This is a genomic window from Streptomyces sp. NPDC001292, assembly GCF_042896465.1.
In the GTDB taxonomy this organism is placed as follows: domain Bacteria; phylum Actinomycetota; class Actinomycetes; order Streptomycetales; family Streptomycetaceae; genus Streptomyces.
In genome coordinates, this window is record NZ_JBIAXG010000076.1 from 1 (window position 1) to 26377 (window position 26377).

The 26377-nt window shown below is 68.0% G+C and carries 25 protein-coding genes and 3 pseudogenes; 11 read left to right on the forward strand and 17 right to left on the reverse strand.

Going from position 1 to position 26377, the window contains the following annotated elements; translation table 11 throughout:
- Positions 1-134: 134 nt before the first annotated feature.
- From ACFY4A_RS40235 to ACFY4A_RS40245, 3 genes and pseudogenes are all read left to right on the forward strand, one after another.
- Positions 135-3029 carry an RHS repeat-associated core domain-containing protein gene (locus ACFY4A_RS40235; protein ID WP_390834277.1) on the forward strand — a complete coding sequence of 965 codons (2895 nt, stop codon included), beginning with the start codon at positions 135-137 and terminating at the stop codon, positions 3027-3029.
- A gap of 159 nt (positions 3030-3188) precedes the next feature.
- Positions 3189-3515 carry a hypothetical protein gene (locus ACFY4A_RS40240; protein WP_390834278.1) on the forward strand — a complete coding sequence of 109 codons (327 nt, stop codon included), beginning with the start codon at positions 3189-3191 and terminating at the stop codon, positions 3513-3515.
- Between the two features lie 594 nt (positions 3516-4109).
- A pseudogene (locus tag ACFY4A_RS40245) lies at positions 4110-4214 on the forward strand (GNAT family N-acetyltransferase); the annotation flags it as partial.
- Between the two features lie 78 nt (positions 4215-4292).
- Here ACFY4A_RS40245 and ACFY4A_RS40250 read toward each other — a convergent pair.
- The 14 genes and pseudogenes from ACFY4A_RS40250 to ACFY4A_RS40315 all read right to left on the reverse strand — a co-directional run bounded on the left by ACFY4A_RS40250 (position 4293) and on the right by ACFY4A_RS40315 (position 16034).
- On the reverse strand, positions 4293-5051 hold the full coding sequence (locus ACFY4A_RS40250; protein ID WP_390834279.1) for an IS6 family transposase: 759 nt from the start codon (positions 5049-5051) through the stop codon (positions 4293-4295).
- A gap of 401 nt (positions 5052-5452) precedes the next feature.
- Positions 5453-5713 (reverse strand): hypothetical protein, encoded by a 261-nt coding sequence (locus ACFY4A_RS40255; protein ID WP_390834280.1) that lies wholly within the window; start codon positions 5711-5713, stop codon positions 5453-5455.
- Positions 5710-6669: a hypothetical protein gene (locus ACFY4A_RS40260; RefSeq protein WP_390834281.1), complete on the reverse strand. Its 960-nt coding sequence runs from the start codon at positions 6667-6669 to the stop codon at positions 5710-5712. The genes ACFY4A_RS40255 and ACFY4A_RS40260 overlap by 4 nt, the downstream gene beginning before the upstream one ends.
- A gap of 252 nt (positions 6670-6921) precedes the next feature.
- Positions 6922-7968: a hypothetical protein gene (locus ACFY4A_RS40265; protein ID WP_390834282.1), complete on the reverse strand. Its 1047-nt coding sequence runs from the start codon at positions 7966-7968 to the stop codon at positions 6922-6924.
- Positions 7969-8109: 141 nt separating this feature from the next.
- Positions 8110-8442 (reverse strand): hypothetical protein, encoded by a 333-nt coding sequence (locus ACFY4A_RS40270; RefSeq protein WP_390834283.1) that lies wholly within the window; start codon positions 8440-8442, stop codon positions 8110-8112.
- Between the two features lie 712 nt (positions 8443-9154).
- Positions 9155-9583 (reverse strand): MaoC family dehydratase, encoded by a 429-nt coding sequence (locus ACFY4A_RS40275; protein ID WP_390834284.1) that lies wholly within the window; start codon positions 9581-9583, stop codon positions 9155-9157.
- Positions 9584-9613: 30 nt separating this feature from the next.
- Positions 9614-10825 carry an acetyl-CoA C-acetyltransferase gene (locus ACFY4A_RS40280; protein ID WP_390834285.1) on the reverse strand — a complete coding sequence of 404 codons (1212 nt, stop codon included), beginning with the start codon at positions 10823-10825 and terminating at the stop codon, positions 9614-9616.
- Positions 10818-11009, reverse strand: coding sequence for a hypothetical protein (locus ACFY4A_RS40285; protein WP_390834286.1), 192 nt, complete (start codon positions 11007-11009; stop codon positions 10818-10820). Before ACFY4A_RS40285 ends, ACFY4A_RS40280 begins: the two co-directional genes overlap by 8 nt.
- 151 nt (positions 11010-11160) lie before the next feature.
- Complete coding sequence (gene fabG / locus ACFY4A_RS40290; RefSeq protein WP_390834287.1) at positions 11161-11901, reverse strand: 3-oxoacyl-ACP reductase FabG; 741 nt, start codon at positions 11899-11901, stop codon at positions 11161-11163.
- Between the two features lie 45 nt (positions 11902-11946).
- Positions 11947-12870, reverse strand: coding sequence for an SDR family NAD(P)-dependent oxidoreductase (locus ACFY4A_RS40295; protein WP_390834288.1), 924 nt, complete (start codon positions 12868-12870; stop codon positions 11947-11949).
- Between the two features lie 22 nt (positions 12871-12892).
- Positions 12893-13663: an enoyl-CoA hydratase/isomerase family protein gene (locus ACFY4A_RS40300; protein ID WP_390834289.1), complete on the reverse strand. Its 771-nt coding sequence runs from the start codon at positions 13661-13663 to the stop codon at positions 12893-12895.
- The gene (locus ACFY4A_RS40305) at positions 13660-14805 is read right to left on the reverse strand and encodes an acyl-CoA dehydrogenase family protein (RefSeq protein ID WP_390834290.1); all 1146 of its coding nucleotides are present in this window, start codon (positions 14803-14805) and stop codon (positions 13660-13662) included. Before ACFY4A_RS40305 ends, ACFY4A_RS40300 begins: the two co-directional genes overlap by 4 nt.
- A gap of 84 nt (positions 14806-14889) precedes the next feature.
- A pseudogene (locus tag ACFY4A_RS40310) lies at positions 14890-15192 on the reverse strand (acetyl-CoA C-acetyltransferase); the annotation flags it as partial.
- A 29-nt stretch (positions 15193-15221) separates the two neighbouring features.
- Complete coding sequence (locus tag ACFY4A_RS40315; RefSeq protein WP_390834291.1) at positions 15222-16034, reverse strand: enoyl-CoA hydratase/isomerase family protein; 813 nt, start codon at positions 16032-16034, stop codon at positions 15222-15224.
- Positions 16035-16077: 43 nt separating this feature from the next.
- Here ACFY4A_RS40315 and ACFY4A_RS40320 point away from each other — a divergent pair, with 43 nt between their 5' ends.
- The 4 genes from ACFY4A_RS40320 to ACFY4A_RS40335 all read left to right on the forward strand — a co-directional run bounded on the left by ACFY4A_RS40320 (position 16078) and on the right by ACFY4A_RS40335 (position 19979).
- On the forward strand, positions 16078-16911 hold the full coding sequence (locus ACFY4A_RS40320) for an enoyl-CoA hydratase/isomerase family protein (protein ID WP_390834292.1): 834 nt from the start codon (positions 16078-16080) through the stop codon (positions 16909-16911).
- The gene (locus ACFY4A_RS40325; RefSeq protein WP_390834293.1) at positions 16883-18439 is read left to right on the forward strand and encodes an AMP-binding protein; all 1557 of its coding nucleotides are present in this window, start codon (positions 16883-16885) and stop codon (positions 18437-18439) included. The genes ACFY4A_RS40320 and ACFY4A_RS40325 overlap by 29 nt, the downstream gene beginning before the upstream one ends.
- A gap of 46 nt (positions 18440-18485) precedes the next feature.
- The gene (locus ACFY4A_RS40330; RefSeq protein WP_390834294.1) at positions 18486-19244 is read left to right on the forward strand and encodes an SDR family oxidoreductase; all 759 of its coding nucleotides are present in this window, start codon (positions 18486-18488) and stop codon (positions 19242-19244) included.
- An 84-nt stretch (positions 19245-19328) separates the two neighbouring features.
- Positions 19329-19979, forward strand: a complete 651-nt coding sequence (locus ACFY4A_RS40335) for a TetR/AcrR family transcriptional regulator (protein ID WP_390834295.1) — start codon at positions 19329-19331, stop codon at positions 19977-19979.
- An 89-nt stretch (positions 19980-20068) separates the two neighbouring features.
- On the opposite strand, the gene ACFY4A_RS40340 is transcribed toward ACFY4A_RS40335, so the two are convergent.
- Both ACFY4A_RS40340 and ACFY4A_RS40345 read right to left on the reverse strand, forming a co-directional pair.
- Entirely contained in the window at positions 20069-21397 is a 1329-nt protein-coding gene (locus tag ACFY4A_RS40340; RefSeq protein ID WP_390834296.1) for an MFS transporter, read from the reverse strand.
- Positions 21394-22659 carry a M20 family metallopeptidase gene (locus tag ACFY4A_RS40345; protein WP_390834297.1) on the reverse strand — a complete coding sequence of 422 codons (1266 nt, stop codon included), beginning with the start codon at positions 22657-22659 and terminating at the stop codon, positions 21394-21396. The genes ACFY4A_RS40340 and ACFY4A_RS40345 overlap by 4 nt, the downstream gene beginning before the upstream one ends.
- 269 nt (positions 22660-22928) lie before the next feature.
- Here ACFY4A_RS40345 and ACFY4A_RS40350 point away from each other — a divergent pair, with 269 nt between their 5' ends.
- The 4 genes from ACFY4A_RS40350 to ACFY4A_RS40365 all read left to right on the forward strand — a co-directional run bounded on the left by ACFY4A_RS40350 (position 22929) and on the right by ACFY4A_RS40365 (position 25004).
- A complete protein-coding gene (locus ACFY4A_RS40350) occupies positions 22929-23348 on the forward strand; it encodes a TadE/TadG family type IV pilus assembly protein (RefSeq protein ID WP_390834302.1) in 420 nt (139 codons plus the stop codon).
- 68 nt (positions 23349-23416) lie between these two features.
- Positions 23417-23674, forward strand: coding sequence for a pilus assembly protein TadG-related protein (locus tag ACFY4A_RS40355; RefSeq protein ID WP_390834299.1), 258 nt, complete (start codon positions 23417-23419; stop codon positions 23672-23674).
- A 155-nt stretch (positions 23675-23829) separates the two neighbouring features.
- Positions 23830-24105 (forward strand): DUF1990 family protein, encoded by a 276-nt coding sequence (locus ACFY4A_RS40360; protein ID WP_390834300.1) that lies wholly within the window; start codon positions 23830-23832, stop codon positions 24103-24105.
- Between the two features lie 404 nt (positions 24106-24509).
- Positions 24510-25004 carry a hypothetical protein gene (locus tag ACFY4A_RS40365; protein ID WP_390834301.1) on the forward strand — a complete coding sequence of 165 codons (495 nt, stop codon included), beginning with the start codon at positions 24510-24512 and terminating at the stop codon, positions 25002-25004.
- A gap of 963 nt (positions 25005-25967) precedes the next feature.
- On the opposite strand, the pseudogene ACFY4A_RS40370 reads toward ACFY4A_RS40365, so the two are convergent.
- Positions 25968-26126 (reverse strand): annotated as a pseudogene (locus tag ACFY4A_RS40370) (IS701 family transposase); the annotation flags it as partial.
- Positions 26127-26377 lie beyond the last annotated feature (251 nt).

Below are 26377 nucleotides of genomic sequence, written 5' to 3' on the forward strand. Positions count from 1 at the left end.
GGCGACACGACGCCGTCATTCCTGCCACCCGACCATCGGCAGCATGCCTGACCTGCAGAAATCAAGCGATCACGTCCGGATTGATAACGGCCTCTCACGGCAAGGCCGGCAATGCCGCCACCGCAGGGGAGGGCATGCTGCTGAAGGCGTCCCGCCCCGGGCTGCGGCAGGGCACGGTCGACGTGGTCGAGGGCACTGCAGCCACCAGCGTCGTCTACGACGTGCCGCTCACCGGCACCACCGCCCCGTACACCATGGGCACGGCGGAGGCGCGGGCGTGGGGCCAGACCGACGTCCCCACTGACGCCACCGCCGTGTTCCCCGCCGACGCCGTGCCGGCCTCGCACGACGGCCGAGCCCTGACCTCCGGCGACTACAAGCGCGCCGTGATCAGCTATGCCGACGGCTCCGGGCGTGAGGTCAACATCGCCGCACCCGGTGGGCACATCACCACCACCGAGTACGACCATCTGGGCAACACGGTGCGCGAGCTGACGGCAGGCAACCGTGCCCTGGCCCTGGCCACGAGTGGCGAAGGCCTGGACAAGCTCACCCGCCTGGGCATCAGCGACGCCTCGCCGGCGGAGCGCGCACAGCTGCTGTCCAGCACCTACGTCTACAGCAGCGACGGCCAGCGAGAAATGGAGGTATTCAGCCCACTGCACCTGGCCACTCTGACGACCGCGCTCAAGGCCGGCACCGGCGGCACCGACCTGCCGGCCGGCACCGAGATCACGGTCCGGGAGCACACCGTCACCGCCTACGACGAGGGCAGGCCCACCGACGGCACCGCGAAGGTCAGCGACATGCCGACCACGGTCACCGTAGGGGCCCATGTGCCTGGGTACCCGTCCGACGCAGACAGCCAGGTCATGAAGACCACCTATGACTGGGCCAAGGGCCTGACCACCAGCACCATCGAGGACGCCGGCGGTCTGAACGTCACCAAGACCACCTCTTATGACGCCCAGGGCAGGGTGACCAGGACGACCCTGCCCAAGTCCACAGGCACCGACGCCGGAGCGACGATCACGACGTACTGGTCGGCGAGCGGCACCGGTGCCTGCAACGGCCGCCCGGAGTGGGCCGACCTGGTCTGTTCCACCGGGCCGGCAGGTGCCATCACCGACGGCGGCTCGAACCCCACCGGACTGCCCACCAAGACGATCGAGTACGACTGGTGGGGACAACCGGCCAGAACGACGGAGACCGCCAACGGCGTCACCCGTACCGGCACCCTGACCACCGACAACGCGGGCCGAGTGACCAAGGTCGCCACGACGGGCGGGTTGGGCACCACGGTGCCCGACTCCACCACCACCTACGACCCGAACACCGGTCGCGTGGCCACGGTGTCGGCGAACGCACAGACCATCACCACGATGTTCGACAAACTCGGCCGTCAGGTGAGCTACAACGACGGCACGGGCAACACCGAGACCACCGAGTACGACCTGCTCGACCGCCCGGTGAAGGTCACCGACTCGGCCCCGTCCACCACCACCTACGCCTACGACATCGCGAAGGACCCGCGCGGTCTTCCCACCTACCTGACCGACTCGGTCGCCGGAACCTCCACCGCCACCTACGATGCCGACGGCAAGCCCGCCACCGAGAAGCTGCCCGGCGGCTACACCCTGAACGTCGGCTCCAACCCCACTGGTGACCAGAGCTCGGCGATCTACACCCGCGACACCGACAACACCGTCGTCCTCGCCGACACCGTCGACTACTCCGTGCACGGAAGGGTTGTCCACCACTCCGGAACCGCGGGTGACACCACGGAACAGGACTACACCTACGACAAGCTCGGTCGGCTGACCCGCACCGACGACACCGCGGCGGACGGAACCTGCACCCGCCGGGCGTACACCTTCGACAAAAACACCAACCGCACAGCCCTGGCCACCAGCACCGGCACCTCAGGTGAGGCCTGCGGCGACACCGGCTCCACAACCGCCACCAGCACCTACGACAGCGCCGACCGGCTCATCGCCCCCGGCATCACCTACGACACCTTCGGCCGCACTGCCAGTCTGACCGGCGGTGCCACCATCGACTACTACGCCAACGACCTGGTCCGACGGCAGACAGTCGACACCCAGCGCCAGACCTGGAACCTCGACGCGGCAGAGCGCCTGGCCTCCTGGACTACGGAGACCCAGGACACCAACGGCACCTGGAGCCAGACGGGACGTAAGACGAGCCACTATGGCTCGGACGGTGACAGCCCCTCCTGGATCGTCGAGGACACCAGCGGCACCATCGCCCGCAACGTCCCAGGCCTGATGGGCAACATGGAGGCGACCACCACGGCATCCGGTGACACCGTCCTCCAACTGAACAACATCCATGGCGATGTCAGCGTCCAGCTGCCGCTCGACACCACCAAGAGCGCCACGGTGTTCCGCCACGACGAGTACGGCAACCCCGTACCTGGCAGCGCCACCACCCGCTACGGGTGGCTCGGCGGCAAGCAACGCTCCAGCGAAACGCTCACCGGAGCGACACTCATGGGCGTTCGGCTCTACGACCCGGCCATAGGCCGGTTCCTCTCGATCGACCCCGTACTCGGCGGCAGTGCCAACGCCTACGAGTACGCGGCGGGAGATCCAGTCAACGGCTATGACCTGGACGGTCGCTGGTATTGGAAGCGCTACCGCTACTATTCCTGGGGCTGGGCGACCCTTGAGGCGTGGAGCAGCGGGCGGGCCACCTATCACACCTGGTGGAATACCTACCACAGAACGCTCTTCAGTGGCAGACTCACCGCAAACTTCAACCGCCGGTATACGCGTCTGATAACCGGCTACGGCGATATTCCCTATGCCATCATCGTGGGCCTTGCCTACGCCATTCCGAAGGTGGGCTGGCTAGTCGGAACCGCCACCGCCCTCTATCTCGGTTGGATCATGGCGATGGCGAGGAGCGCCAACAACCGACATATGTGCCTGTCCGTCAGATGGTGGGGATCCGAAAAGAAATGGTACAACGCGTACGGATCCTACCCTTATCGGAGATATTGCTGAGGGCGGAGCAAGGCCAGGCCTCTGAGACAAGAGACTGCGCCTCGACGAGGGCAACCTCGTCGAGGCGGATCCGTGCACGCCTGCACCACCGGAAACCTGCCACTGCTCATCTTGGTGGCGACTGTTCAGCGAATAAATCACTCAAGTAAGGATTAAATTGTGGGCAATCCAGTAGTTCACCTGGTCGGTCTGAGTTTGTGCGTCATAGTGCTCCTGCTGCCGGGCGTGGCAATGCTTCGTGGTTGGGTACCGCCAGGCTTCAAGAAGCGGACCGGGGGATTGCGTCTGAGAGGCATCGGTTGTCTCGTGTGGTTCGGCTTCGCTCTGATGGGCACGGTCCTTGCACTGACCGTGGATTCCGTTGACGTTGCCAATACCGCCTGGCTGTCGTTGCTGTTTCTGGGGGTGGCCAGTAGCTTCGTGATCGCCCGCAAGGCCGACCGGGCCGACCGACGGGCCCGGAGAGACGAGCCCCACGGCGAATGAGCCCGATGGCCATGCACAGGTTGGAGGTGCCGGAGAAGGCGCCCGATCCGCCGTACGGCCAGGCCTTCGGCTCCCCGATACCTCCGCAAGGTTCCTCAGGAGGCGTTAGGCGAAGCCGTCAACGACCGTGCTCAGTGCTGGCCCCGCCGCGCCCGGACAGGTGACCGACGCGGTGACACCGGGTGGCTTTGTACGAACGGGGAGTCGTTTGTCGCCGACTTCGGGAGTCACTGCGTCGCGGGGCTACTTGATCAATGTCGATGAGCCGTACGTCCGCGCGGCAACTGGTGACTGGCCCGTGGCGGATACGCGTTGCCGCCGGGGTGGGTACGGCGGCGGCTACGATGCGAAAACGGCCCGGCCCGGGCAGCTGCAATGCCGGGGCCGGGCCGTTGTCACCGGGTGGCTACCCGATCCAGATGATGTCCAGGACGGACAGGTGCCGGGTGAGCCGGTTGATTACGACTCGGTCCGCGATAGGCGCTGCTGCGTGCCCGGCCGGTCTTGCTGTGCGTGTGGTCGCAGCGGGCCATTGAGATACTTCGGCCCATGGATACGAGTGCGGGGGCGGACGGGATACGGCCGGGCCGTCCCATGGAATGGGCGCTGCGTTCCGCAGAGCCGGCGGATGTCGAGGCGGTCGCGGAGTTGCGGGCGACGGTGATGCGCCTGGACCTGGAGCGGTTGGGACGGTTCGACGGGCGTTGTCACGTTGTCGAGGGTGTTGGTGCTTGGCGGGGCGTCGGGGCGTGCTGGGGTCGGGTTCCGGCTCCGCGCTCAGGCCGTGGCGGGCAGGCCGGCGGTGCCGGTGATCTGCTCCCAGATCGCGAAGCGGACGGTCATTTCGGCGCGGTGGTCGGTGGCGGTCATCAGGTGGCGTCGGGGTCGGAAGTGGGGTGAGATGCCGCTGAACGCGGACAGGAACCGTTGGGCTCCGCCGACGCTGCGGAAGCCCTTCATGGCGCGTTCTCGTTGCCGGGTCGGCTGGTGGGAGTTCTCGGCCCGGTGGTTGAGGCCCTTGTGGGAGCGGTGGTCGACGGAAGGCATCACCTCGCGGTGGGCGGCCCCGTAACTGCGGAGCTTGTCCGTGACCACCACCCGCGGCACCGAGCGGGTCTTTTTGAGGAGCTTGCGGAAGAAACGCCTGGCCGTGGCCTTGTCGCGTCTGTTCTGCACGAGGATGTCCAGCACGTTGCTGTCCTGGTCCACCGCGCGCCACAGGTACTTCAGCTCACCGTTGATCTTGATGAAGACCTCGTCCAGGTGCCATTTATCGCCGGGACGGGGACGTCGGCGACGCAGCGCGTTGGCGTAGGCCTGACCGAACTTCAGGCACCATCGCCGGACGGTTTCATAGGAGACGACCACGCCGCGCTCGAGCATCAGTTCCTCGACCTCCCGGAGCGACAGCGGGAACCGGTGGTACAGCCACACGCAGTGGGAGATGATCTCGACGGGGTACCGGTGCCCCTGGTACGACGGCGACACGGACGACACGAGCAGTCCCCTCCCCGATACGACCTCCACGAAGATCATCCCACGCTGGTCAACCAACGTGACAACGCCCCCGGCTGTGAAGGGCCGCCAGTTCGCTGCTGCCGGGGTAGCGGACGCCGTCGACCGTGACGGCGGGTCACTCCAGGGGACCGAGACTGGCATGGATGGTGTAGACCCGGTCCTCGACGCCGGCGGCGCGCGCAGCGTCCAGAGCCAGAGCGGCGGCGCGGGGGCCGTCCTTCCCGCCCGAGAGATTGAGGATGTAGATGTCGACCTCGTCTGGGACGCTCTTTTTGGGGTCTTGGCAACCCTGCTCACAGCTGTGGCCCCCGGTGGGCCGGGGGCCACCGCCAGGCGTTTCGCGGCCACGCGAGGCGGCGCTTGCCTGTGGTGGTAGTCGGTAGTCGGTGGTCGGCGGTACGCGTTCTCGCGCGCGGCGATCACACAGCGGGCAGCAGGTCAGGCGCGTCGTCTACGCCGAGCAGCAGGACGTGGTGGCCGACGGCTTCGGTCACGCCGTCGGTGACCCGTTCGACGTCCAGGCGCATCCGGATGCGGCCGGCGCCTTCGCCGTTGGCCGCAAGGTCGTGTTCCAGTTCGTCGTCGAGGCGGTCCAGGGCGGCCTCGGCCGCGGCGTAGTCGGCCAGGTCGGCCGCGAGGAGCTGGCGGGTGGTGGTGTCGCGGAGCTGGTAGCTGGTCATCGGGACTCGTCCTTCGGCGTGGGGTGATCAGTGGTCGAGTCGGCGATCCTTCGTGCCGCGTTCACCGCGCGCGACCAGACGTCGGGGCTGCCGCCGTGCTCGCGGGCGAGGGAGGCGGCGAGTCCACGGATGTCACCGCGCTCGCGCAGGGCGGCCAGGGCGACGGCCGTCCGCCGGTCGGCTTCCGAGCGGGCCGGTGCGGCCGCGGGCCGGTGCTTGAGGGCGTTGCGTACGACGTACTCCCAAGACCTCTGCGGTCCCCCGTACTGCACGCTGAGCTCCGCGGCCAGCCCCGGGTGGTAGCCGTCGCGGTCGATCGCCTTGGCGGCGTACTGCTCGGCGAGCTGCGTGGCAGTGAGCGGCTCACCGCCGGCGTGGGCGCTCAGCTCGGCCGCGAGGGCCTCCTCGAGGGCGGAGGGCCGGCCGACGGCCGCGTCGGCCTGGGGCCCAGGACGGCGGCCGGCCTTGCCGAGCTTGTCCCCGGTGCGCTTGCGGTCGAAGTCCTGCAGGTCGCCGACGCGGAAGCCGGGGATCATGCGGCCGGTCGGGCCCTCGACCGGCTCGGCGAGGGGCTTCGGGAAGTAGTCGGGGTTGTCCTTCAGGTACTTGCGGATGGCCGAGGCTCCGTTGAAGCCCAGCCACTTGGCAGCCGTGTTGATGGAGACGACATCCTCCGGGTCGGCCTGGTACAGCTCGGGGTCGGCCTTGAGGACCTTGCTCGCCTTCTCCTGCTGGAACCAGGTGTAGAAGTCGCGGAACTGCTGCTCGTCGTAGAAGTCGGTCCCGTCGATGCGCTCCTTCTCCGGGTGACGGTGCTCCTCCGGCTGCTCGAGGCGCACCTTGTACCAGCGGGCCGCGGTGCCGACGCTGGCGCCGGTGAACTCGCGGATCCAGTCGCGGTTGACCACGGCACGGTCGCCGACGACGCGACGCTGCGGGTTCAGGGCCTTGGACATTGCACTCTCCGGTTCGGATCGCGGCCCTATACTGAGGGCCTGCTCCTCTTTGTTCCTCCGGCGCTCACGCGCCGGCGGGCGAGTCGAGTTGGTGAAGGTGGTCGGCGGGACGTTCGGTCGGGGTTGCCGCCCTGGGCCGACACCCTCGTGAGAGGGTGCCTTCCGCCGCCCACCGCTTTTGCCGCTAGTTTCGCGTAATCAATATGACGCTCTTGGTGGGTGGCTGTCAATCTCGCCGGCACCCAGAGCACGTCACGGCCGGCTGCGGCGATGCGCGGCCCACTCCCGTTCGAAGTGCGGCACCTGCTTGTCCCGGACCTGGAACGGGGCGGTGACCATCAGCTCTTCCACGGTCGGAAGCTCCGGTCCGCGCTGTTGGACCCAGGCCCGTACCCGCCCGTAGCGCTTGTCGACCTCGACTGGGACACCGCGCCGCTCCGAGACGCTCTGCAGCCGCCGGCCGAGAGCGGATGCCCGGCCCACGTCGACCCGCTCCACCGAGCGCATCGCCCGCCCGCGCCGGGTCGGGTCCGCCTTCGCGACGGGCAGGATCCGCCGCACGTGGTACAGCGCCCACGGGCAGGCGAGCTCCTCCTCGAACGCGGCGAGCACGGGCCGGTCGGCGGCCCGGCCCGGGTCGAACTGCTCCAGCAGACCGCGCCGGCCGAACAGCCTAGCCTGCGGGTTGAGGCTGACGGAGGTGTACTCCAGGCGCAGGACCCGTCCGGCGATGTCCGGATGGGCGCGCATCCGGTCCAGGTGCGCGTCCATGGCCCACATCGAGACCGGGAAACAGCAGAAGCTGCAGTAACTCTTCTCCCACCGCACCCCGAACCGCTCGTACAGGAACGCTTCGCACCGCTCGCGCCCCCACCCCCAGGCGATCAGGGGATACTCGCCCTGGCGCAGCGGGTTCTTGTTTGCGGCCTCGTCCCGGCGGCTGCGGCTGACCTCGTCGGCGTTGAACCCCATCACCTGCTTGAACGTACGGTCGCCGATCTCCTGGGCGATCAGCGCGTCACCGACCTCGCCCTTGGCATGCAAGCTGCAGAGCCGAATACCGCCCTGCTGGGGAACGGTGCCGTTGGACTCGTACTCGTCCCACAGCGCCCAGGGCCCGCGCTCGATGATCCGCTCGGGCCGGCGGGAGTCGTCCATGACCGCGATCTCCAATGAGCGGCTGGCCCGGGCGACTTGAAGGAGCCGGACCCGGTGCTCGCGCAGGAGCGGCAGCACGTACTGAGCGGCGTGGGCGCGGGTGGCCGGCCACTCGTCCCCGGTGAGTTCGTGCAGCACCATGGTGCGGGCCAGATCGACTCCGTGGGCGGACGGGCCTCCAGCACCTTCACCAAGTACGCGGTCGAGTCGATGCCCAGTCGATGCCCAGGCCCCAGTTGATGACCAGCTCGACATCCTCGCCGCCGGTGCGGGATGCGGCGTTCATGCGGCCGCACCCCCTTGGTCGGCCTTCGGGTACGGGTAGGAGGTGGCGGTGAGCCGGCGCCCGGTGCGCGGCCCGATGTAGGCCGCGTACTTGTGGTTGCCGCCGTGGGATACGACCCGCGCGCCGACGGCCTGCAGGGCCTCCTCCAGCCACCCCTGGCCGGGCTCGCCCTCGTCACGGGGGCGAGCGCCGAGGGCGACCAGGCGCCGCTCGACTCCACCGCGGCCACGCTCGCCGTTACGGACCTTGGACATCGCGCGGTCGTGGAGGACCGACCCGGCGGGCAGCATGGTCAGGCGCCGCGGGTGCGTCTTGCCCAGGTAGTCCATCCCCTTGGCCTGGTAGATCGTCCCGTAGTGACCGGGAAAGATCAGCTCGGGGCCGTGGGCGGTGAGGCGCGTCCTGGGCTCGTGAGGCTTTCAGTCAGACATGGCATTTTTCAGCGAGATCTGTCACCACTCCTGTCACGACGGCCGCTGCCTCGCGTCTCCGGAGCGAACGCGGGCCCCTGGCCCCGCAACGCCAGTTCGCCTGCGCGGTTCGTCCCGGGCTAGGCCAACACCCACCCTCACTCAGACCAACTACGTACCTTCGAAGGGGCACGGACCACCCGCGACGCGGCCGGCACGAGGTCAACTAGCAACATTCCATCCCCCTACTGCGGAGCCAGCGATAGGCTGCTGCCCCCATGCTGCCGTTCCCTTGGGGTGACGCAGCGTGTCCGTAGGCGTTGGTGGCCGGCGTTGCGGAAGCCGAAGGCGTTGCGGGCAGTGGTCGACCACGACGGTGGCGTGCGGCAGACCGGTGCGGACCGCCGCCCGGTGGGTGGCCGGCATGCTGGCCTCCAGCGCCGTGGTCCAGGAGTTCCGCGGCTGCTGGGACCGCTGACGGCATCGACGTCAGGTCGTAGGCCACGGTCTGGTCCTCGTCCGTCGGTCAGGACGTGATGTGCGCGGTCGTCTTGGCAAGGATGTCCTGCAGCGCTTCGACGACGGCACGCGCGCGGGCAAGACTGGGCGGGTTGTGGTCCATTGCAGAATCTCAGGCCAGGAGAGCGAGGGTGACGGTTTCAGCGACGCAGGCGGGTTTGTGCTGCCCGTTGATTTCGATGACGTACTGCGTCGTGAGAGCGGCTCCCGCCGTGGTCTGCCGCAGGTCGACGAAGGTGGCCTGTGCCCGCAGGCACGCCCCCACGGGCACGGCAGAGGGGAAACGCACCTGGTTGACGCCGTAGTTGATGCGCGCCCCGCCCAGCTCGAGGTGGAAGAGCTGCTGGCTGAAGTGGGGTATCAGCGACAGGGTCAGGTACCCGTGGGCGATGGTGCGGCCGAACGGGCCGGTCGCGGCCCGTTCGGCGTCGGTGTGGATCCACTGGTGGTCGCCGGTGGCATCGGCGAAGGCGTTGATGCGTGCCTGGTCGACGGCCAGCCAGGCGGTGGGTCCCATCGGCTCGTTGAGGGCGCTCTTCACCTTCTCCAGGGAGCGGAAGAGTACGCAGGGTCATGCCGTCACCCGCTCGAAGATCGCGGCCAGGCCCTGACCGCCGCCGATACACATGGTCTCCAGGCCGTAGCGGGCTTCCCGCCGGTGCAGCTCCCGGGACAGCGTCGCGAGCATCCGCACACCGGTCGCCCCCACCGGATGGCCCAGCGAGATACCGGAGCCATGGACGTTCGTGCGCTCCAGATCCTGTTCACCGAATTTCCACTCCCGCATGACGGCGAGTGCCTGAGCCGCGAACGCCTCGTTCAGCTCGATGAGATCCATGTCGTTCAGGGAGAGGCCTGCACGGTGCAGGGCGGCTTCGGTGGCGGGAACCGGGCCGATGCCCATGGTCTTCGGAGCGACTCCCGCAACACCCCACGACACCAGGCGGGCCAGCGGGCGCAGCCCGAGCTGCTCGGCGCGCTCGAGCGTGGTGACGATGCACATGGCGGCCGCGTCGTTCTGCCCGCTGGCGTTGCCCGCCGTGACCGTCGCCTCCGGGTCGGAGTCCCGCAGGATCGGCTTGAGCCTGCTGAGCGCCTCCAGCGAGGTGTCGGCGCGCGGATGCTCATCAGTGTCGATCACGACCTCGCCGTTCCTGGTCCTGACCGTGACCGGAATGATCTCCTCGGCCAGGATGCCATCGCCCTGGGCCTTGACCGCCCGCTGGTGGGACGCGAGGGCCAGCTGGTCCTGCTCCTCGCGCGGGATCGCGTAGTCACGGCGCAGGTTCTCCGCGGTTTCGAGCATGCCTCCGGGAACGGGGTAGTGTCTCCCTCCCGCGGTCGACCGGGCGCGTGCGAGGCCGTCGTGCATCGCAATGCCGTTCTTCGTGCCCCACCGCATGTCGACTGAGTAGAACGCGGCGTTGCTCATGCTCTCGGTACCGCCTGCGACGACGACCTCGTGGGCCCCGGTCTGCACCTGCAGGGCGGCGTAGATGACGGCTTGCAGGCCGGAGCCGCACCGGCGGTCGAGGTGCAGGCCGGGGACGGTGACGGGCAGGCCGGCGTCGAGCGCGACGACCCGGCCGATCGCGGGCGCCTCGCTGTTCCCGTTGCAGTGGCCGAGGACGACGTCCTCGATCACCTCGGGTGCAATGCCGGTGCGGTCGATCAGTCCTTTGAGGGCGGTCACCCCGAGGTCCACTGCCGTCAGGCTCTTGAACATCCCGCCGTAGCGGCCGATCGGGGTACGGACGGGCTCACAGATGACTGCTTCACGCATGGCTGGTGCCTTCCTGGCAGGGATCGGACTCGATGGTCAAGATGGTGTGGTGTGTGAGGTCGGCCGCCCCGGAATCCGGGCCGAACAGGCCCAGGGCGAGCGCGTCGGGTGTGGCGTCCTCGGTTTGTCGAAGCTGAGCCGACCCCCCGCAGAACAGCGGTTTTGCGCGGACGAGGAGGGCCATCGGGACAAGGCGAGCCAGTGCCCCAGGGGTGGCAGCGCGTCTTTTGGGCCGAGCGCGGGCGTGCCGTTGCCGAAGAGGCCGTGCAGCGTTGCCACCGGACAAGGATCGGCCGTTTCGGTGGTGGTGGTGTGCGGTTCACAACGCATCGGTGCTACATGAACCTTCCGCCGGTCACTTCCAGCACCGTGCCGGTCATGTAGGAGGACAGGTCAGAGGCCAGGAACAGCGCGACGGAAGCCACCTCGTGCACCTCGCCGGCGCGCCGCATCGGGATCTCGGCCATCTTCTGGTCCCACGCCTTCTGCGGCATCGCCTCGGTCATCGCGGACCGGATCAGGCCCGGCTGGATGGCGTTGACCCGCACGCCGTGGTGCGCCAGCTCCTTGGCGGCGGCTTTCGACAGCCCCACGACGCCGGCCTTGGCGGCGGAGTAGTTGGTCTGGCCGACCATGCCGACCTTGCCCGACAGCGAGGAGAGGTTCACGATCGAGCCGCTCTTCTGCTCGCGCATGACCGCGGCCGCCTTGCGCGTGCCGTTCCAGGCGCCTTTGATGTGCACGTCGATGACCTGGTCGAACTGCTCCTCGGTCATCGTCCGCATCGTCGCATCGCGGGTGATCCCGGCGTTGTTGACCATGATGTCCAGCGAACCGAAGGCCTCCAGCGCCGTGCGGAGCAGGTCGTCCACATCGGCGGGGTTCGTGACGTTGCACCGCAGCGCCCGGGCCACTCCGGGACCGCCGAGCTCCTTTGCCGCCGCCTCGGCGGCCTCCGGGTTCAGGTCACCGAGGACGACCCTCGCACCCTCCTTGACGAACAGCTCGGCGATCGCGAGACCGATGCCCTGAGCACCGCCGGTGATGACCGCGGCCTTGTCGGCAAGTAGCGCCATGAATGATCAACTCCTGGTTCGTCTGGTTCTTTTTGTCCCGTGCGGTCAACTGCGCTGTGATTTCCCGCGGCGGCACCCACCGGCCGGCGAATTCGCCGATCGGTGCGACGATTTCCTGCTCGTCGTCGGCCGGCGCGGCTGATCCTTGACCTCCGCTACGCGCTGTTCGCAGAATCCGATGTGCCCGCCGAAGACCAGCCGCCGCACGCCAGGCGTGGACGCCATCGTCCGCGCGTCGGGTACCCCGTGTGCGGTCTCGATCAAGGCGATCAGGAGGTAGCTCGCCGCCTGGGCGATCTCCTTGCGGGTGGCGAGCCGGCCCAGCGGTACGCCGCTGACCGCCTGGTCGAAGGCCTCCTCCGTCTGGTGGAGAACCTCGGCCCCTGTGGTCCCTTCGGTCATCCCCGGGATGAGGACGTTGACCCTGATGCCGTACCGGCCCCGGGCCGTCCCGAGGGACTTGTTCATCGCGCGCACACCGGCCTTGGCGCTCGCGGAGTGGACCGTGGCCGGGCCGCCCTGCTTCGACATCGTCGAGCCGATGTTGAGGATCGAACCGCCGCCGCGTTCGATCATGTGCTTGCCCACGGTCTGGGTGCAGTGCCAGGTGCCGTCGGGGACGATGTCGACGACCGCGTTCCAGGCGTTCGGCGACATCTCCTCCGGCGCCACCCGGAAGTTGCCCACGGCGTTGTTGACGAGGTGGTCGATGCGGCCGAAGTCGACGATCACCGAGTCGATCACTGCCTCGACACGGGACCGGTCGCGGATGTCCACCTGGTAGGCCTTGGCCGTGCCGCCCGCGGCGTTGATGTCCGCACAGACGGCATCCAGCTTGTCCCGGGTGCGGCCCACAAGGGCGATCTTCGCGCCGAGTCGGGCGAGTTCCCGGCTGATCGCCTCTCCGATGCCCGATCCGCCGCCCGTCACGACGGCCACCCGGCCGTCGAACGTTCCCTGCTGCAACATGAGTTCTCGCGATGAATGCGGCTCAACCGGTGAAGACCGGCGTACGACCTTCCAGAAACGCGGCACGCCCTTCGGCGAAGCCGTCGCCGGCGAGCAGCTCGACCTGTACCTCCGCCTCGGCCGCGGGGATCGACTCGGGATCCTGTCGTTCCTGGGCAAAGATCCGTTTGGTGCCCGCCACCATCGCCGGCGACGCCGCGGCGAGGTGTCCGGCCCGCTCCACGGCCCGGCCCATGACCTCACCGCGCGGCACGACCTCGCTCACCAGACCCATCCGGTGCGCCTGGTGGGCGGTGAGCTCGTCGGCGAACAGGATGAGTTCCTTGGCCCGGCCGGGGCCGACCCGGTGGGACAGGCTCCAGGTCAGGCCGGTGTCGGCGGTCAGTCCGATCTTGGCGAACGAGGCCTCGAACCGGGCGTCCTCGGCCGCTACCACGTAGTCGCTCGCCGCCGCGAGCGACAGTCCGGGGCCGAACGCACCGCCTTCGATAGCGGAGATCACCGGTTTCGGGCAACGGACCAGGGCGCGCGCGATGTCGTTGACCGCGACCAGGCGTGCCACCGCGACGTCACGGTCCTGCGACATCGACCGGAGATCGCCGCCCGCGCAGAACACGCCGTCGGCCCCGGTGAGCACCACTGCCCGGCAGTTGCGGTCCTGTTCCGCACCCGCCGGCGCGGTCAGCAGCGCGCGCCGGTCGTCGAGGTCCAGGGCGTTGCGGCGGCTCGGCCGGTTCAGGGTGAGCGTCCTGACGGGCCCGTCCTGCGCGACGAGCACGGCGGGGTCCGTCATCGGCCCGCCCCCTTGAGCAGGTTCTTGCCGATGATCAGCCTCTGGATCTCGCTGGTGCCCTCGTAGATGCGGAAGAGCCGGGCGTCGCGGAAACAGCGCTCGACGACCGTGCCGCGCATGTAGCCCATGCCGCCGTGGATCTGCACGGCGAGGTCGGCCGCCTTGGAGACCATCTCGGAGCAGAACAGCTTGGCGGCCGAGGGGCCGATCCGGCGGTCCGCGCCCGAGTCGTAGTTCCGGGCGGCCTCGAGAACCATCGCCCGGCCCGCGTACACGCCGGTCTGGATCTCCGCGAGCATCGCCTGCACCAGCTGGAACTCGCCGATCGGACGGCCGCCCTGCTTGTTGGCGGCGGCGTAGGCGACGGACTCCTCCAGGATCCGCTCGGCCATGCCCACGCACAGCGCGGCGATGTGTACCCGCCCGCGCACGAGGGACTTCATCGCCGTGCCGAAGCCGGCGCCCTCCTCGCCGCCCACCAGCGCGGCGGCCGGAACGCGGACCTCGTCGAAGTACACCTCCGCCGTCCAGGCACCGGCCTGGCCGGTCTTGTGGTCCTTGGGGCCGACGGTGACGCCGGGCAGGTTCGACTCGACCAGGAAGACGGAGATGCCCTTGGTGCCGTGCTTCTCCTCGCCGGTCCGGGCGAAGACGACGAACAGATCCGCGAGCGGGGCGTTGGTGATGAACCGCTTGGAGCCGGAGATGAGGTACGCGTCGCCGTCGCGGCGCGCCCGGGTGGTCAGGCCCGACGGGTCGGAGCCGGCCTCGGCCTCGGTGAGGGCGAAGGAGGCGACGGCGCCCTCGGCGAGCCGGGGCAGCCAGTGCTTCTGCTGCTCCTCGGTGCCCGCGTTGACCAGCACCTTGCCGGCGATGCCGTTGTTGGTGCCGAACATCGAGCGGAACGCGGGCGTGGTGTAGCCGAACTCGAAGGCCAGCTGGACGTCCTCGTACAGACTCGCGCCCAGGCCGCCGTACTCCTCGGGCAGCGTGTAGCCGAACAGGCCCATCGCCACGGCCTTGCGCCGGATGTCCTCCGGTATGGCGTCGGTCTCCTCGATCTCGTCCTCGCGTGGCACGACGTCCTCGCGCACGAGGCGGCGGACCGCGTCGAGTACGGCCTTGAAGTCGGCGGCTTCCATGTCTGGTGTCCCTTCTGCGACTGCTGCGCAGGGTCTTGCGGTACGGGACGGGCCGTGTGGCCCGTCTCCTGGTCGAGTGGTGGATCAGAGGAGTTCGAGAACGGTGGCGTTGGCCATGCCGCCGCCCTCGCACATCGACTGCAGGCCGTACCGGATGCCGTTGTCCTTCATGTGGTGGACCAGGGTGGTCATCAGGCGGGCGCCGGAGCCGCCGAGCGGATGGCCGAGGGCGATGGCGCCGCCGTTGGGGTTCATCCGCTCGTAGTCGGCGCCGGTCCGGCGCTGCCAGCCCAGGCAGACCGAGGCGAAGGCCTCGTTGATCTCGAAGGCGCCTATGTCGCCAGAGGCCAGCCCGGACCGGGTGAGGACCTTTTCGGTGGCCAGGATGAGAGATCAGCAACGCGGCTGACCTTGCACTAGTGGGAGGCTTCCGCGCCCTCTTGGAATGTGGGCGTGCGTTTCTCAAGCAGCGCGGTGAGGCCTTCCTGCACTTCGGATCCGGCGAAGCCGAGGAACTCGAGGGCGAGTGCGGCATCGAAATGCGGCATGGCCCCCCGGAGCCAGGAGTTGAGGGCGTGTTTGGTCCAGTGCACGGCGGTTGGCGCGCCGTTCGCGAGCCGGACAGCGATCTCGGCCGCCCTGCTGGTGACCTCGTCGTCCGGGACAGCGAGGGACACCAGGCCGATCCGTTCGGCCTCGGCTCCCTCGAGTGGATCGCAGGTGAGCAGGTAGTACTTGGCCTTGGCGAGGCCACACAGGAGCGGCCAGATCAGGGCTGCGTGATCGCCCGCTGCCACGCCCAGTTTGGTGTGGCCGTCGATCAACCGCGCGTCCGTCGCGACCACCGAGACATCCGCGAGTAGGGCGGCGACCAGTCCGGCGCCGACGGCGACGCCCCGCACGGCGGACACCACGGGCTTGGTGAAGTTCACCAGGTTGGTGACAAGCTCCCGCGCTTCCCGCAGCCCGGCGATGCGAGCCTGCGGATCGTCCGCGAGGCTGCGGACCCAGTCCAGATCGCCGCCGGCGCTGAAGTTGCGGCCGGCCCCGGTGATCAGCACAGCACGGACCCGCTCATCGGCATCGGCGTCGCGCCAGATCCGGGTGATCTCGCCGTGGCCAGCCGCATCCAGCGCGTTGGCGCGACCGGGGTTGTCGATGGTCACACGCAGCACGCCCTCCGTGACCCAGTCCAGCTTCAGCACTTCGTAGTGCCCGTAGCGGTCCATGACCCTCCTTGGCATTAATTCGATCGATCGATACAATAACCGTATGTTGCCTGATGTGAACAGTGGGGCCAACGCGACCGCCAGTGATCGCGTGACGCTTCAGCACGGGGATTCTTTCTCACTGGTGAGGCTGAACCGGCCGGAGGTGCGCAACGCCCTGTCCGGCCAGATGCTGCGCCAACTGGTCGACGCGCTGGCCGACGCGGACCGGCGGTCCGATACCGGCGTCATCGTGCTGACGGGTGCCGGGTCTGCGTTCTGCTCCGGGGACGACCTCGAGGAGACGGCGCGAGCCGATGCGGAGACCTTCGACGAGAACATCGCGTTGTTCCAGCAAGCAACCAGAATCCTGGCCGAGTCGGCCAAGCCGAGCGTCGCGGCGATTAACGGCCCCGCGATGGGCGGCGGGCTCGAGCTGACCTTGGCGTGCGATCTGCGGGTCGCTGCCGAGCACGCGGTTTTCGCATGCCCCGAGGTGGCGTGGGGCCTGGTGTGCACGAACGGTTCTTCGGCGCTGTTGCCCGCCTATGTGGGATATGGGCGGGCCCGTGACATGGTGCTCACGGGTCAGACCTACGACGCCGCGTGGGCTTTGACCGCCGGGCTGGTCAGCGAAGTGGTGCCCCGCGACCAGGTGCTGGACCGTGCGATCGCGCTGGCGAACGAGTTGGCGGAGCGATCCCAGGCCGTCCGGTTGACCCGGCAGTTGCTCCAGGACGCGAGTGGTGACGCGGTCGCGCGAGCGCTCGAACGGGAGACGGCCGCCGTCGCCACGGCGCGGCGGAGTGCGGCGGCCGAGGCGAGCCTGCAGACGTTTGCCAACAGACACGGACGAGAAGGAGGCAACGGTGACCACCGGCACACGCACACTCGGTGACTTCGTCGACGAGCACGCCGAAGGGCGGCCAGACCACCCCGCGTTGCGGATCGGCGAGGAGACGCTGACGTATCGCCAGCTTGCCCAGCAGGTGGGATCAGTGGCGGGTGGGCTCGCCGAACAGGGTGTGGGCGCGGGAGACCGAGTGGCTCTCTTGCTGCCGAACTGCGTGGAGTTCGTCATCACGTGGCTCGCGCTCGGCCGGATCGGCGCTGTGGCAGCGCCGGTGAACACCTCACTGGGAACCGACGGACTGGCCGGCGCGCTGGCGCTCAGCGGTGCCGGGGTCGCGGTGGCCGACGAGCAGTTCTTGCCTGCGATCGGTGAGGCGCTCCCGCGCGCGACCAATGTTCACACGGTCTTCGTGAGGGGCGACGGCCGCCCGGACCTGGGGGCAGCCGTCGTGCGCGGGTGGTCGGAGCTCGCCGGCGGCCCGGCGCCGCGGGCGGACGTTCGTCCCGGTGACCCGAGCATCCTGCTGTTCACCTCAGGTAGTACCGGCCGCTCGAAGGCCTGTGTACTCCCGCATCGGTATGTCACCCGGCAGGCGGAGATCTTCGCCGAGCAGCTGAGGCTGACCGACGCGGATGTCCTGTTCTGCCCGTTCCCGCTGTTCCACGCCGACGCGGCGATCTTCACCGTTGCCCCGGCATTCGTGCTGGGCGCGACCGCGGCCCTGGTGGAGCGTTTTTCCGTGCGGCGGTTCTGGGACCAGGTCCGCCATTACGGGGCCACCGTCTTCGATTTCATGGGCGCGACGCTGACCATGCTGTTCAAGCAGGAGCCCGCACCCGACGACGTGGACAACCCCGCCCGGCTCGGCTGGGGGGTGCCCCTGCCGGATTGGGCCGGGCAGTTCGAGCGGCGATTCGGTGTCGAGCTCGTCGAGGTCTACGGCTCCAGTGACGCCGGGATCGTGCTGTACAACCGCCCCGGCGAGCCCCGGCGCTCCGGCTCGTGCGGTCGCCCTGTTCCGCCCTTCGACGTGCGCGTCCTGGACGAGAACGGATTCGGCAGCCGGCCGGGGCAGGTCGGTGAGATCTGCGTCCGGCCGCGCGAGCCGCACGTGATCCTGTCCGAATACCTCGGCATGCCGGAGGCGACCCTGCAGGCATGGCGCGATCTGTGGTTCCACACCGGGGACCTCGCCTATCGCGATGACGAGGGCTACTTCTACTTCGCCGGGCGCAACCGGGACGTGATCCGTCGTCGCGGGGAAAACATTTCCGCGATGCAGATCGAGGACGTCGTCAGCGGGCATCCCGCCGTCCTCGAGGTTGCGGCATACGGGGTGCCGAGCGAGCTGACTGAGGACGACGTCATGGTTTCCGTTGCCCTGCGCGACAACCAGGTGCTGACCGCGCCGGACCTGCTGGCCTACTGCGAGCAACGGCTGCCGCGGCACATGGTCCCCCGGTACGTCGAATTCGCCGGCACCCTGCCGAAGACGCCGACCGAGAAGGTCGAGAAACACCTGCTCGCCGCGCGCGGTGTCACCGAGTCCACTTTCGACAGTCAGCCTGCCTGACGTTTCCTTCCTTCCCGTCCGACAACGAAAAGAACGGTTCTCAAGCATGAACGACCACCAGGAAATCAATGGCGCCACCGCGATCGTGACCGGTGGCGCGAAAGGAATCGGAGCCGCGATCGTGCGCCGGCTCACCGCGGCGGGCGTGTCGGTCGCGATCGTGGACCTGGATGCCGACGGCGCGGAGAAACTGGCGCATGAGGTTCCCGGAACTTTCGCGGTCGCGGCCGACGTCGGTGACTACGCGGCCATGTACGCGGCGGTCGACGAGGCCTGCACCCGCCTGAACGGGCTGGACATCCTGATCAACAATGCAGGTTGGGACCACGTGCAGCGGTTCACCGACACCGAGTCGACGCTGTGGGACAAGCTCATCCACATCAACCTCAAGGGCGTGTTCAATGCCGTCCATCTAGCCATTCCCCGGCTCATTTCCTCCGGCGGCGGGCGCATCGTCAACGTCGCTAGCGACGCGGGCCGGGTCGGCTCGTCCGGCGAGGCCGTATACGCCGCGTGCAAGGGCGGCACGATCGCGTTCACCAAGTCGATCGCCCGGGAGACGGCGCGGCACGGCATCACCGTCAACTGCGTCTGCCCCGGCCCCACCGACACCCCGCTGCTCGGCGAGATCAAGCAGGACGAACGGGCCGCGGCGACCATGGACGCGATCGTGCGGGCGACCCCGAACCGCCGGCTGGCCCAGCCCGACGAGGTCGCCGAGGCCGTGACTTTCTTCGCATCCGCTCCGGCGCACATCACGGGCCAGGTGCTCTCCGTCAGCGGTGGTCTCACGATGGCCGGGTGATGTCGGTATCCGCTCCCCGGTCAGGTAGGTTCCAGGGAGCTGAAAACAATCTTGCGACCAAGTAGGGAGTCAGAGATGCCACGGGTGCGCGCCGAGGAGGCCGGGGAAACACCGCGCCGGATCCGCGAGGCGGCGATCACCCTGTTCGCCGAACGGGGCTTTCACGGCACCGGCATCCGCGACATCGTCACCGAGGCCGGCGCTACGCTCTCCTCGCTGTATCACCATTTCGGCAGCAAGGACGATCTGCTGGTGGACATCATGTTCGCCAGCACCGATCCACTCCGGCAGGCGGCCGAACGCGCTTGCGCGGAGCTGGACGCTCCGTGCGAGCGCCTGGCGATGCTGATCGAGCAGCACGTGTGGGCACACGTGACGGACCGGCTGGCGAAGATCGTCACCGACACTGAGCTCCGAGCGTTGTCGGGTGAGCGGCGGGACCGGGTGCTTACGCTCCGCGACTCGTATGAAGGGCTGTGGCGGGCGACTGTTGAGGACGGAATAGCGGTGGGGGTGTTCACTGTGTCGCATCCCAAGGCACTGACCATCGGTCTGCTGGAGATGTGCACGGCGGTGTCCCACTGGTTCCGCAGCAGCGGGCACCTCGGCCTGCGTGACCTGTGCCGTAGCTACGCCGACGGCGGACTGGGGCTGATGCGCGCGACGGAGAACGGAAGGGCCGTGCGCCGGGACGATCTCGACATCGGCGAGCCGACCCGTTTTCTCCGAGCTTGAGGGGGTGGCCGCGTGTCGCGGCCCACCCCGTCACACTGCGCTTATTGTCTGGGCACACCGACGAGGTGGCCCTGAGCTGTCCCAGCTCCTCATGACGCGGCAGTCTTGTCTCCGGCGTTGTCTGTGGCCTCGTCGTCCTGGCTCAGCGTGCGCGTGGCCGTCTCAGACATCGACACGAGTACCACGGTGGTCACGATGGCGCCCGCGATCACGTAATAGGCCGGTGCGAGATCGTTGCCTGTGCGGGAGACCAGGAAAGCGACGATGAACGGCGCGGTACCGCCAAAGGCCGCGGTAGCAAGGTTGTAGCCGATCGACAGGGAACTGTGACGAACCCGCGCGGGAAACAGTTCTGCGAGCGCCGCGGGAGCCGGGCCGGAGAAAACCGCGAGAACCGCCGCGAAGACGACCTGACCGAGAACCAGGTATCCGAACGATCCCTGTGACAGCAACCAGTAGACCGGGTATGCCACGACTCCGAGCCCGACCGTGGAGCTGAGCAACAATCGTTTGCGCCCGACCCGGTCCGAGAGCACTCCCGTGACGGGCAAGAGCAACAGATGAACAACCATGGCGATCAGGTTGGACGTCAGCGCCGCCGACAGCGGCACCTTGATGCTGCCCGCCATGAAGCTTGGCATGCCGATCAAGGCGTAGTAAGCGATCGTCCAGCCGAGAACAACACCGACGACCAGGAACACCGAACGCGAATGCCTGGCGAAGGTCTCCACGATCGGAGCCCGCGCCACCGTCTGGCTCCGCTTCAAGGCCCGGAAGTCCGGGGTGTCTTCCATCCGCAAGCGCAGATAGAGGCCCACCAACGCGCCGAGCGCTCCGACGACGAACGGTATTCGCCAGCCGTAGGCATTAAGCGCGGCCTCGGAGAAAACGGCATTGATGAACGTGCTCATCGCGGTTCCGCAGACGAATCCACCGATGGTGGCGAACTGGTGGAGGCTGCCGTACAGGCCTTTGCGATCCTGGGGCGCGTACTCGACCAGGAAGGCGGTGCCGCCTCCCCATTCCCCGCCGGCGGCCAGGCCCTGGACCATCCGGGCTACCACCAGCAGCACCGGGGCGAGCACCCCGACCTGCGAGTAGGTGGGCAGGACAGCGATCGCCAACGTGGCTGCCGCCATCAGGATGATCGCGGCGGCCAAGGCATTGCGGCGTCCGAACTTGTCACCGTAGTGGCCGAAGATGACGCCACCCACGGGACGCAGTACGAAGCCGACCCCGAACACCGCGAGAGAGCTCAACAATGAGGTTGCGGGATTGGTGGCCGGGAAAAACAGACGTGCCAATATAGTCGCCAGATACGCATAGACCGCGAAGTCGTACCATTCGACCAGTGCGCCTACGGAGCCCGCGGCGATCACTTTCCTGATGCTGGTGGGCTGTGCATTGTTCACTGTCATTGACGCACTCCGCTGACTCGGGTTTCAGGAGATCGCGTGCCGGGGTCAGGCCGACGTGTCGCCGTCATGCCCAGCGTCATGAGCGCGGAACGCAGGTACACCGCGGTCGCGGTGACCATGTCCTCGATCGCCACCCATTCGTCGAGACTGTGTGCCTGGGCAAGCGAACCAGGGCCGAAGAGCACGACCGGTGAGCCGAAGTAGGCGGCGTCGGAGCTGGCCGGAAAACCGTGTGGTGCCGCGTCAGCGACACCACACGCCTCTGCGGCGGCGCGTACCGTTGCGCCAAGAGGATGGCTGTCAGGTAGTTCGTACGGCTCGACGGTCCACCAGGCTTCGCTGAGGTCCCAACGCCGCTGATCGACCGAGGTGTCGAGCATGGCCATCACTTCCGCTCGCACGGCGGCTGGAGTCTCACCGGGCAGCAGTCGGCGGCTGAACTGAACCCGGCATTCGGGTGGCACGATGTTCGGTTTCACGCCGCCCTCGATGACGCCGACGTTGACCGTGGGCTGCCCCAGCAGCGGGTGGCCGCGCCGCTCGAGCAGTCGCTGATAGCCGGCGAAGGCGCCTACCAGTTCCGCTGCCGAGAGGATGGCGTTGGCCCCGTGGTGGGGCACGCTGCCGTGGGTAGCCTCACCGGTGACGGTGAGGTCGTAGGCGACGAGTCCCTTGGTGGCATGGCAGATCGTCAGCTCGGTCGGCTCCCCGATGATGACGCCGTCCGTCCGGAGGCCGGACTTCCCCAATGCTTTGGCGCCCTCTTGGCGATACTCCTCGTCACCGACACCGGCGATCACCAGCTCACCGGCCAGAGCGACCGCGTGCTCGGCCAGCACCTCCGCGACTTCGACATAGCACGCGAGCGCGGCCTTCATGTCGCACGCGCCACGACCGTGAACCCTGCCGTCGCGCACGGCGCCGGCGAAAGGCGCCGGGTAACCGGCCGTTTCCACCGTGTCCATGTGTCCCGCCAGCATCAGTGACCGGCCGCTCCCCGCGGCCCGCGAGCCTGGTAGCCGCGCGATCACGTTGTGCCGCCCAGGCGCGAACTCGACGATCTCGCACGCCCACCCCAGCCGTTCGAGCCGGCTGCCGAGATAGTCCGCCACCCGCCGCTCGCCCCTGTCACCGTGTGGCCTGTCGTCGAACGGGTTGATGCTCGGCTGGCTGATGAGCTCGGTCAGCGTCGTCGCCAGCCGATCACGGTCAATCCTGGCAACGCAGTGCGCCGCGACATCCGCGCGGCCAGAGTCTGTCATGTCCAAGGGAACCTCTCGGTTGTGTCAACGGCGATGGAGTACCCGCACCGCACGGTATGGAGATCGTGAGCGAAGCTTATTGTATCGATCGATCGAATCGGTATAGGTAACCGATCGATCCCACACCAGGGGCGATGCGAAGCCAGAAGTTCGCCGGTCGCCGCCGGCTCGCTCACCGTCGGACCGAACTCGCCCTGGGTTGCTCACGACGACCCCGAGGAGATGACCCATGCCAGCTGATTTCGACGTCAGTTCGCGGCAGAACCTTCGTGCGCCGCCGCGCTGGCGGGGACCGGGGAAGCGCTGCACTCGAAGTCGCGGTGATCGCCCCGGCCATCATCGCCCTGCTCGGCCTGATGATCGCCTTCGGTCGCGTCGTCGACGCCGACGGAGCCGTCGACGCAGCCGCCCACGCAGCCTCCCTCGAGCGCGATGCCACCAGCGCCCAATCCCAGGCCCGCGCGGCCGCCGAGGACAGCCTCAGCGGCGACGGCGTCACCTGCCAGAGCACCGACGTCGCCGTCGACACCTCCGGCTACTCCCTCGACGTCGGCCAGGCGGCCACCGTGACCGCCACGATCTCGTGCACCGCGCGGCTGTCAGACATCGGCTTGCCTGGCTTGCCCGGTTCCAAGACCCTCACGGCGAGTTTCATCAGCCCGATCGACACCTACCGGGGGCGGCAGTGATCCACGCCGTACGAGGCCTGATCGCCCGAGCCCGTGCTGAAGCTGTCGCCCGCGGGGACCGCGGCTCCATGTCGCTGTTCATGGCGATGTCCGCGCTCGCCATCCTCATGGTCATGGGACTGCTCGTCGACGGCGGCGGCGCCCTCAACGCCTCCAACCGGGCCACCTCTCTCGCGCAGGAAGCCGCGCGCACCGCCGGCCAGCAGCTGGACCCTGCCCAGGCGATCGAAGGCACAGCCATCACCATCGACCCGGACGCCGCGCGCGCGGCCGCCCTGGATTACCGGGACTCTTGCAGAAAGCCCCGGCGTTCACGCCGGGGATGAATGCATCTCAAGACTGCTCTGGCGTGCACCTTAGCCTCGATCCACCGAGTGACTCGCGTCCTGTGGATGAGCAATCAAGAAGAGGTACCCCGCTGACCTGCGATGATGGGAGTTCTGACGCTTCCAGCACGCACAATCAGCAAGGCACCTCGTAGATGCAAGTTTCCCACACTCCGGCAGCGGTCCCCGCTGTGTTCGATTGCGGCTTCGCGTACGGGACGCTGCCCGGTCATCCCGTTTGCGGCGAGGAGGCCTTCGTCGTCCACCGCTCCCCTGACGGCACGGTCGCACTGACGATTCGATCCCTGACTCGCGCCGCCCCGCACGGTCCCTGGCGGCTGCTGTTTCCGGCACTGCTCTTGACACAGCAGTTCTTCCGGCGCCGTTATCAGCGCTCCCTCACCCGACCACGAGCTACCCGACTAGAGTGATCGGAGCTTCTTGTCGCTGTGATCACTCTTCTGGGCGGCGACGGGTCAAGCGGCTCGCTGATGAACCCAACGGTGCCCTGACATCCGCGGCTGACATCAACGTGCGTACAACGGCGGACGACGGCGGACCGGTTCGGGCTGATTGAACGCGGGCGGGCCTTGGTTGAACCCCCTCTGGGTTGAACCCCCTCTGGGTGCCAGGTCATACGGCGCGCACGCGCCTACGGATCATTCACGGTGCCCCGGGATGTGCGCTGGGCCGAGGTTGTTGCCCTTAACCGGCAACCTTTCAGGTTGTAGACGAGTCTGAGGGGACAAGTGCCTGCTCCGGAGCGGGCACGGATGACTATTTTGTCCGGCGTACCGCGTCCTCCCTCCGCCCCGGCCTTGACCTGGAGCCCGCTTTGCCTCTGCCGACAGGTACCACCCGCCCGATATCCCTGCTCCTGTCGACCGCGCTGGCGGCCGTAACGCTCACCGGCTGCACGTTGCTGGAACTCGCTCGGGACTGCGAGGGGACCGAGGACCGGGTGAAGGAGATGGCGGCGCTCGACATCCTCGACTCCCGGCCCGCCGGGGCCACCGTCGCCCGGGGCTTCGAGAAGGTTGACGCCGGCTGCTGGGCGGACAGCGGCGATGTCTCGGTGTATGCCAACCGGACATACGCCTTCCCCGGCACGCAGGCCCAAGTGGCCGCGCACTACCGGACGGCGGCGGTACGGGACGGATGGAATCCGGACCCCGAGGCCTTGCCCGATGACCTGAGCTTCGTCAAAGAGAAAATGTCCCTGCAGATCGTCTTCCTCACCGCCGAGGGCCTCGCGGAGGACGGTCACGGAAGCCGCCCCGACCTCACCACCGGAGCCGGCTACTCGATCAACATCGACTCGTTCGTGTGAACAGCGGCGTCGAGGCGGGCTGTTGAACCCCGCCGGCCGTCTGACATCAGCGCAGCCGACCTCAGCGACCACCATGCCCATGGTTCTCATCGAGGGGCGCACACCACAGCACCCCCGCCCGGGCCGTCTCTGGGCCGTGCGGGGGTGCTCAACGATGACAAATGACGACGGATCTGCACCTCCCCTCCTACTGTGGAGACCGTGCGTCACCGCCGTCCGCCACGTCCTCGACGGCCAGCACCGATAGCCCGGAAAACACCGTGCCTATAAGGGAGTTGACATCCATCACCAGATCATAATCACGGACGGCTACTCAACGTAACCACGACTACGGACCAGAGCCGTTCATTTGACAGACCCGTACCCCGCTCGGCCTTGAGCAGCGCGAACTCCAGCGCGTCGGTATTCACCAGCGGCCTCCCGGCATTGCAGCATCCTCGCTGCCGACTTGCTGGCCCCCTTCGCCATGCACGGAGCTTTCCTCCGCTCGGACTACTACGGGGCCTCCGCCTCACCTGCGGGCCTCAGCCGGCAACGGGCCTGCCCTCGATCTCCGGACCGGATGCCCGGAAAACGGGGGCGACCGCAGGTGGTTCCCACGTTCACCATGTGCCGATCGGCCAGGTCGGCGTCCCGCTACTACCCCGGCAGCATCACCACGCCTACGCCGCAGACCTTCAGCGTGGCCTCCCCACCGGCAGTTGGAGACCGGCTTCGGAGTTGACCGCCTCTTGAAACGAGCGGTCACGCACTGCACCCCGGGCCCATATCCGCCAGATCTGAGCCCGGTGCAAGACTTACGGGGCTTTACACGGATTCCTCTTCGTACGCCTTCTGGCCTTGCTTGCCGAACCCGACACGTCTGGCAGTACCGCGCCGTCCCGGCGTTGTCAGAGCTGCTTTCCGTCCTCACCGGCGTTCCCCGGCTCGGACTGCCCTCAGCTTCTACCCGGCCGCTGCGACGGCCCGGCGGTAGAGGTCTTCCACCTCCACTCGGTCACATGGCGCCTCGTGGCGCACCCAGCAGTTCTTGCGCGGCAGATCCGACAGCAGTCCGAGCACCAACTGCCTCACCCTGCGCCGGGGCTCGACCCGTGCGAACCGTCCCGCGATCCGGCTCATCAGGCCCTCGAACGCCTCCTGCCAGCGGGCAGGGTCTACGCTGTGACCTGCGGCCACCGCATGATCTTCAGCCTTCACACGCCGGTGATCAACGGTGGCCGCATCCGTCTCCCCAACGCGTCAGGGTCGCGCAGCGTTCGCCTGCCGTCCTGTGTCAGAGGCCGTTATCAATCCGGACGTGATCGCTTGATTTCTGCAGGTCAGGCATGCTGCCGATGGTCGGGTGGCAGGAATGACGGCGTCGTGTCGCC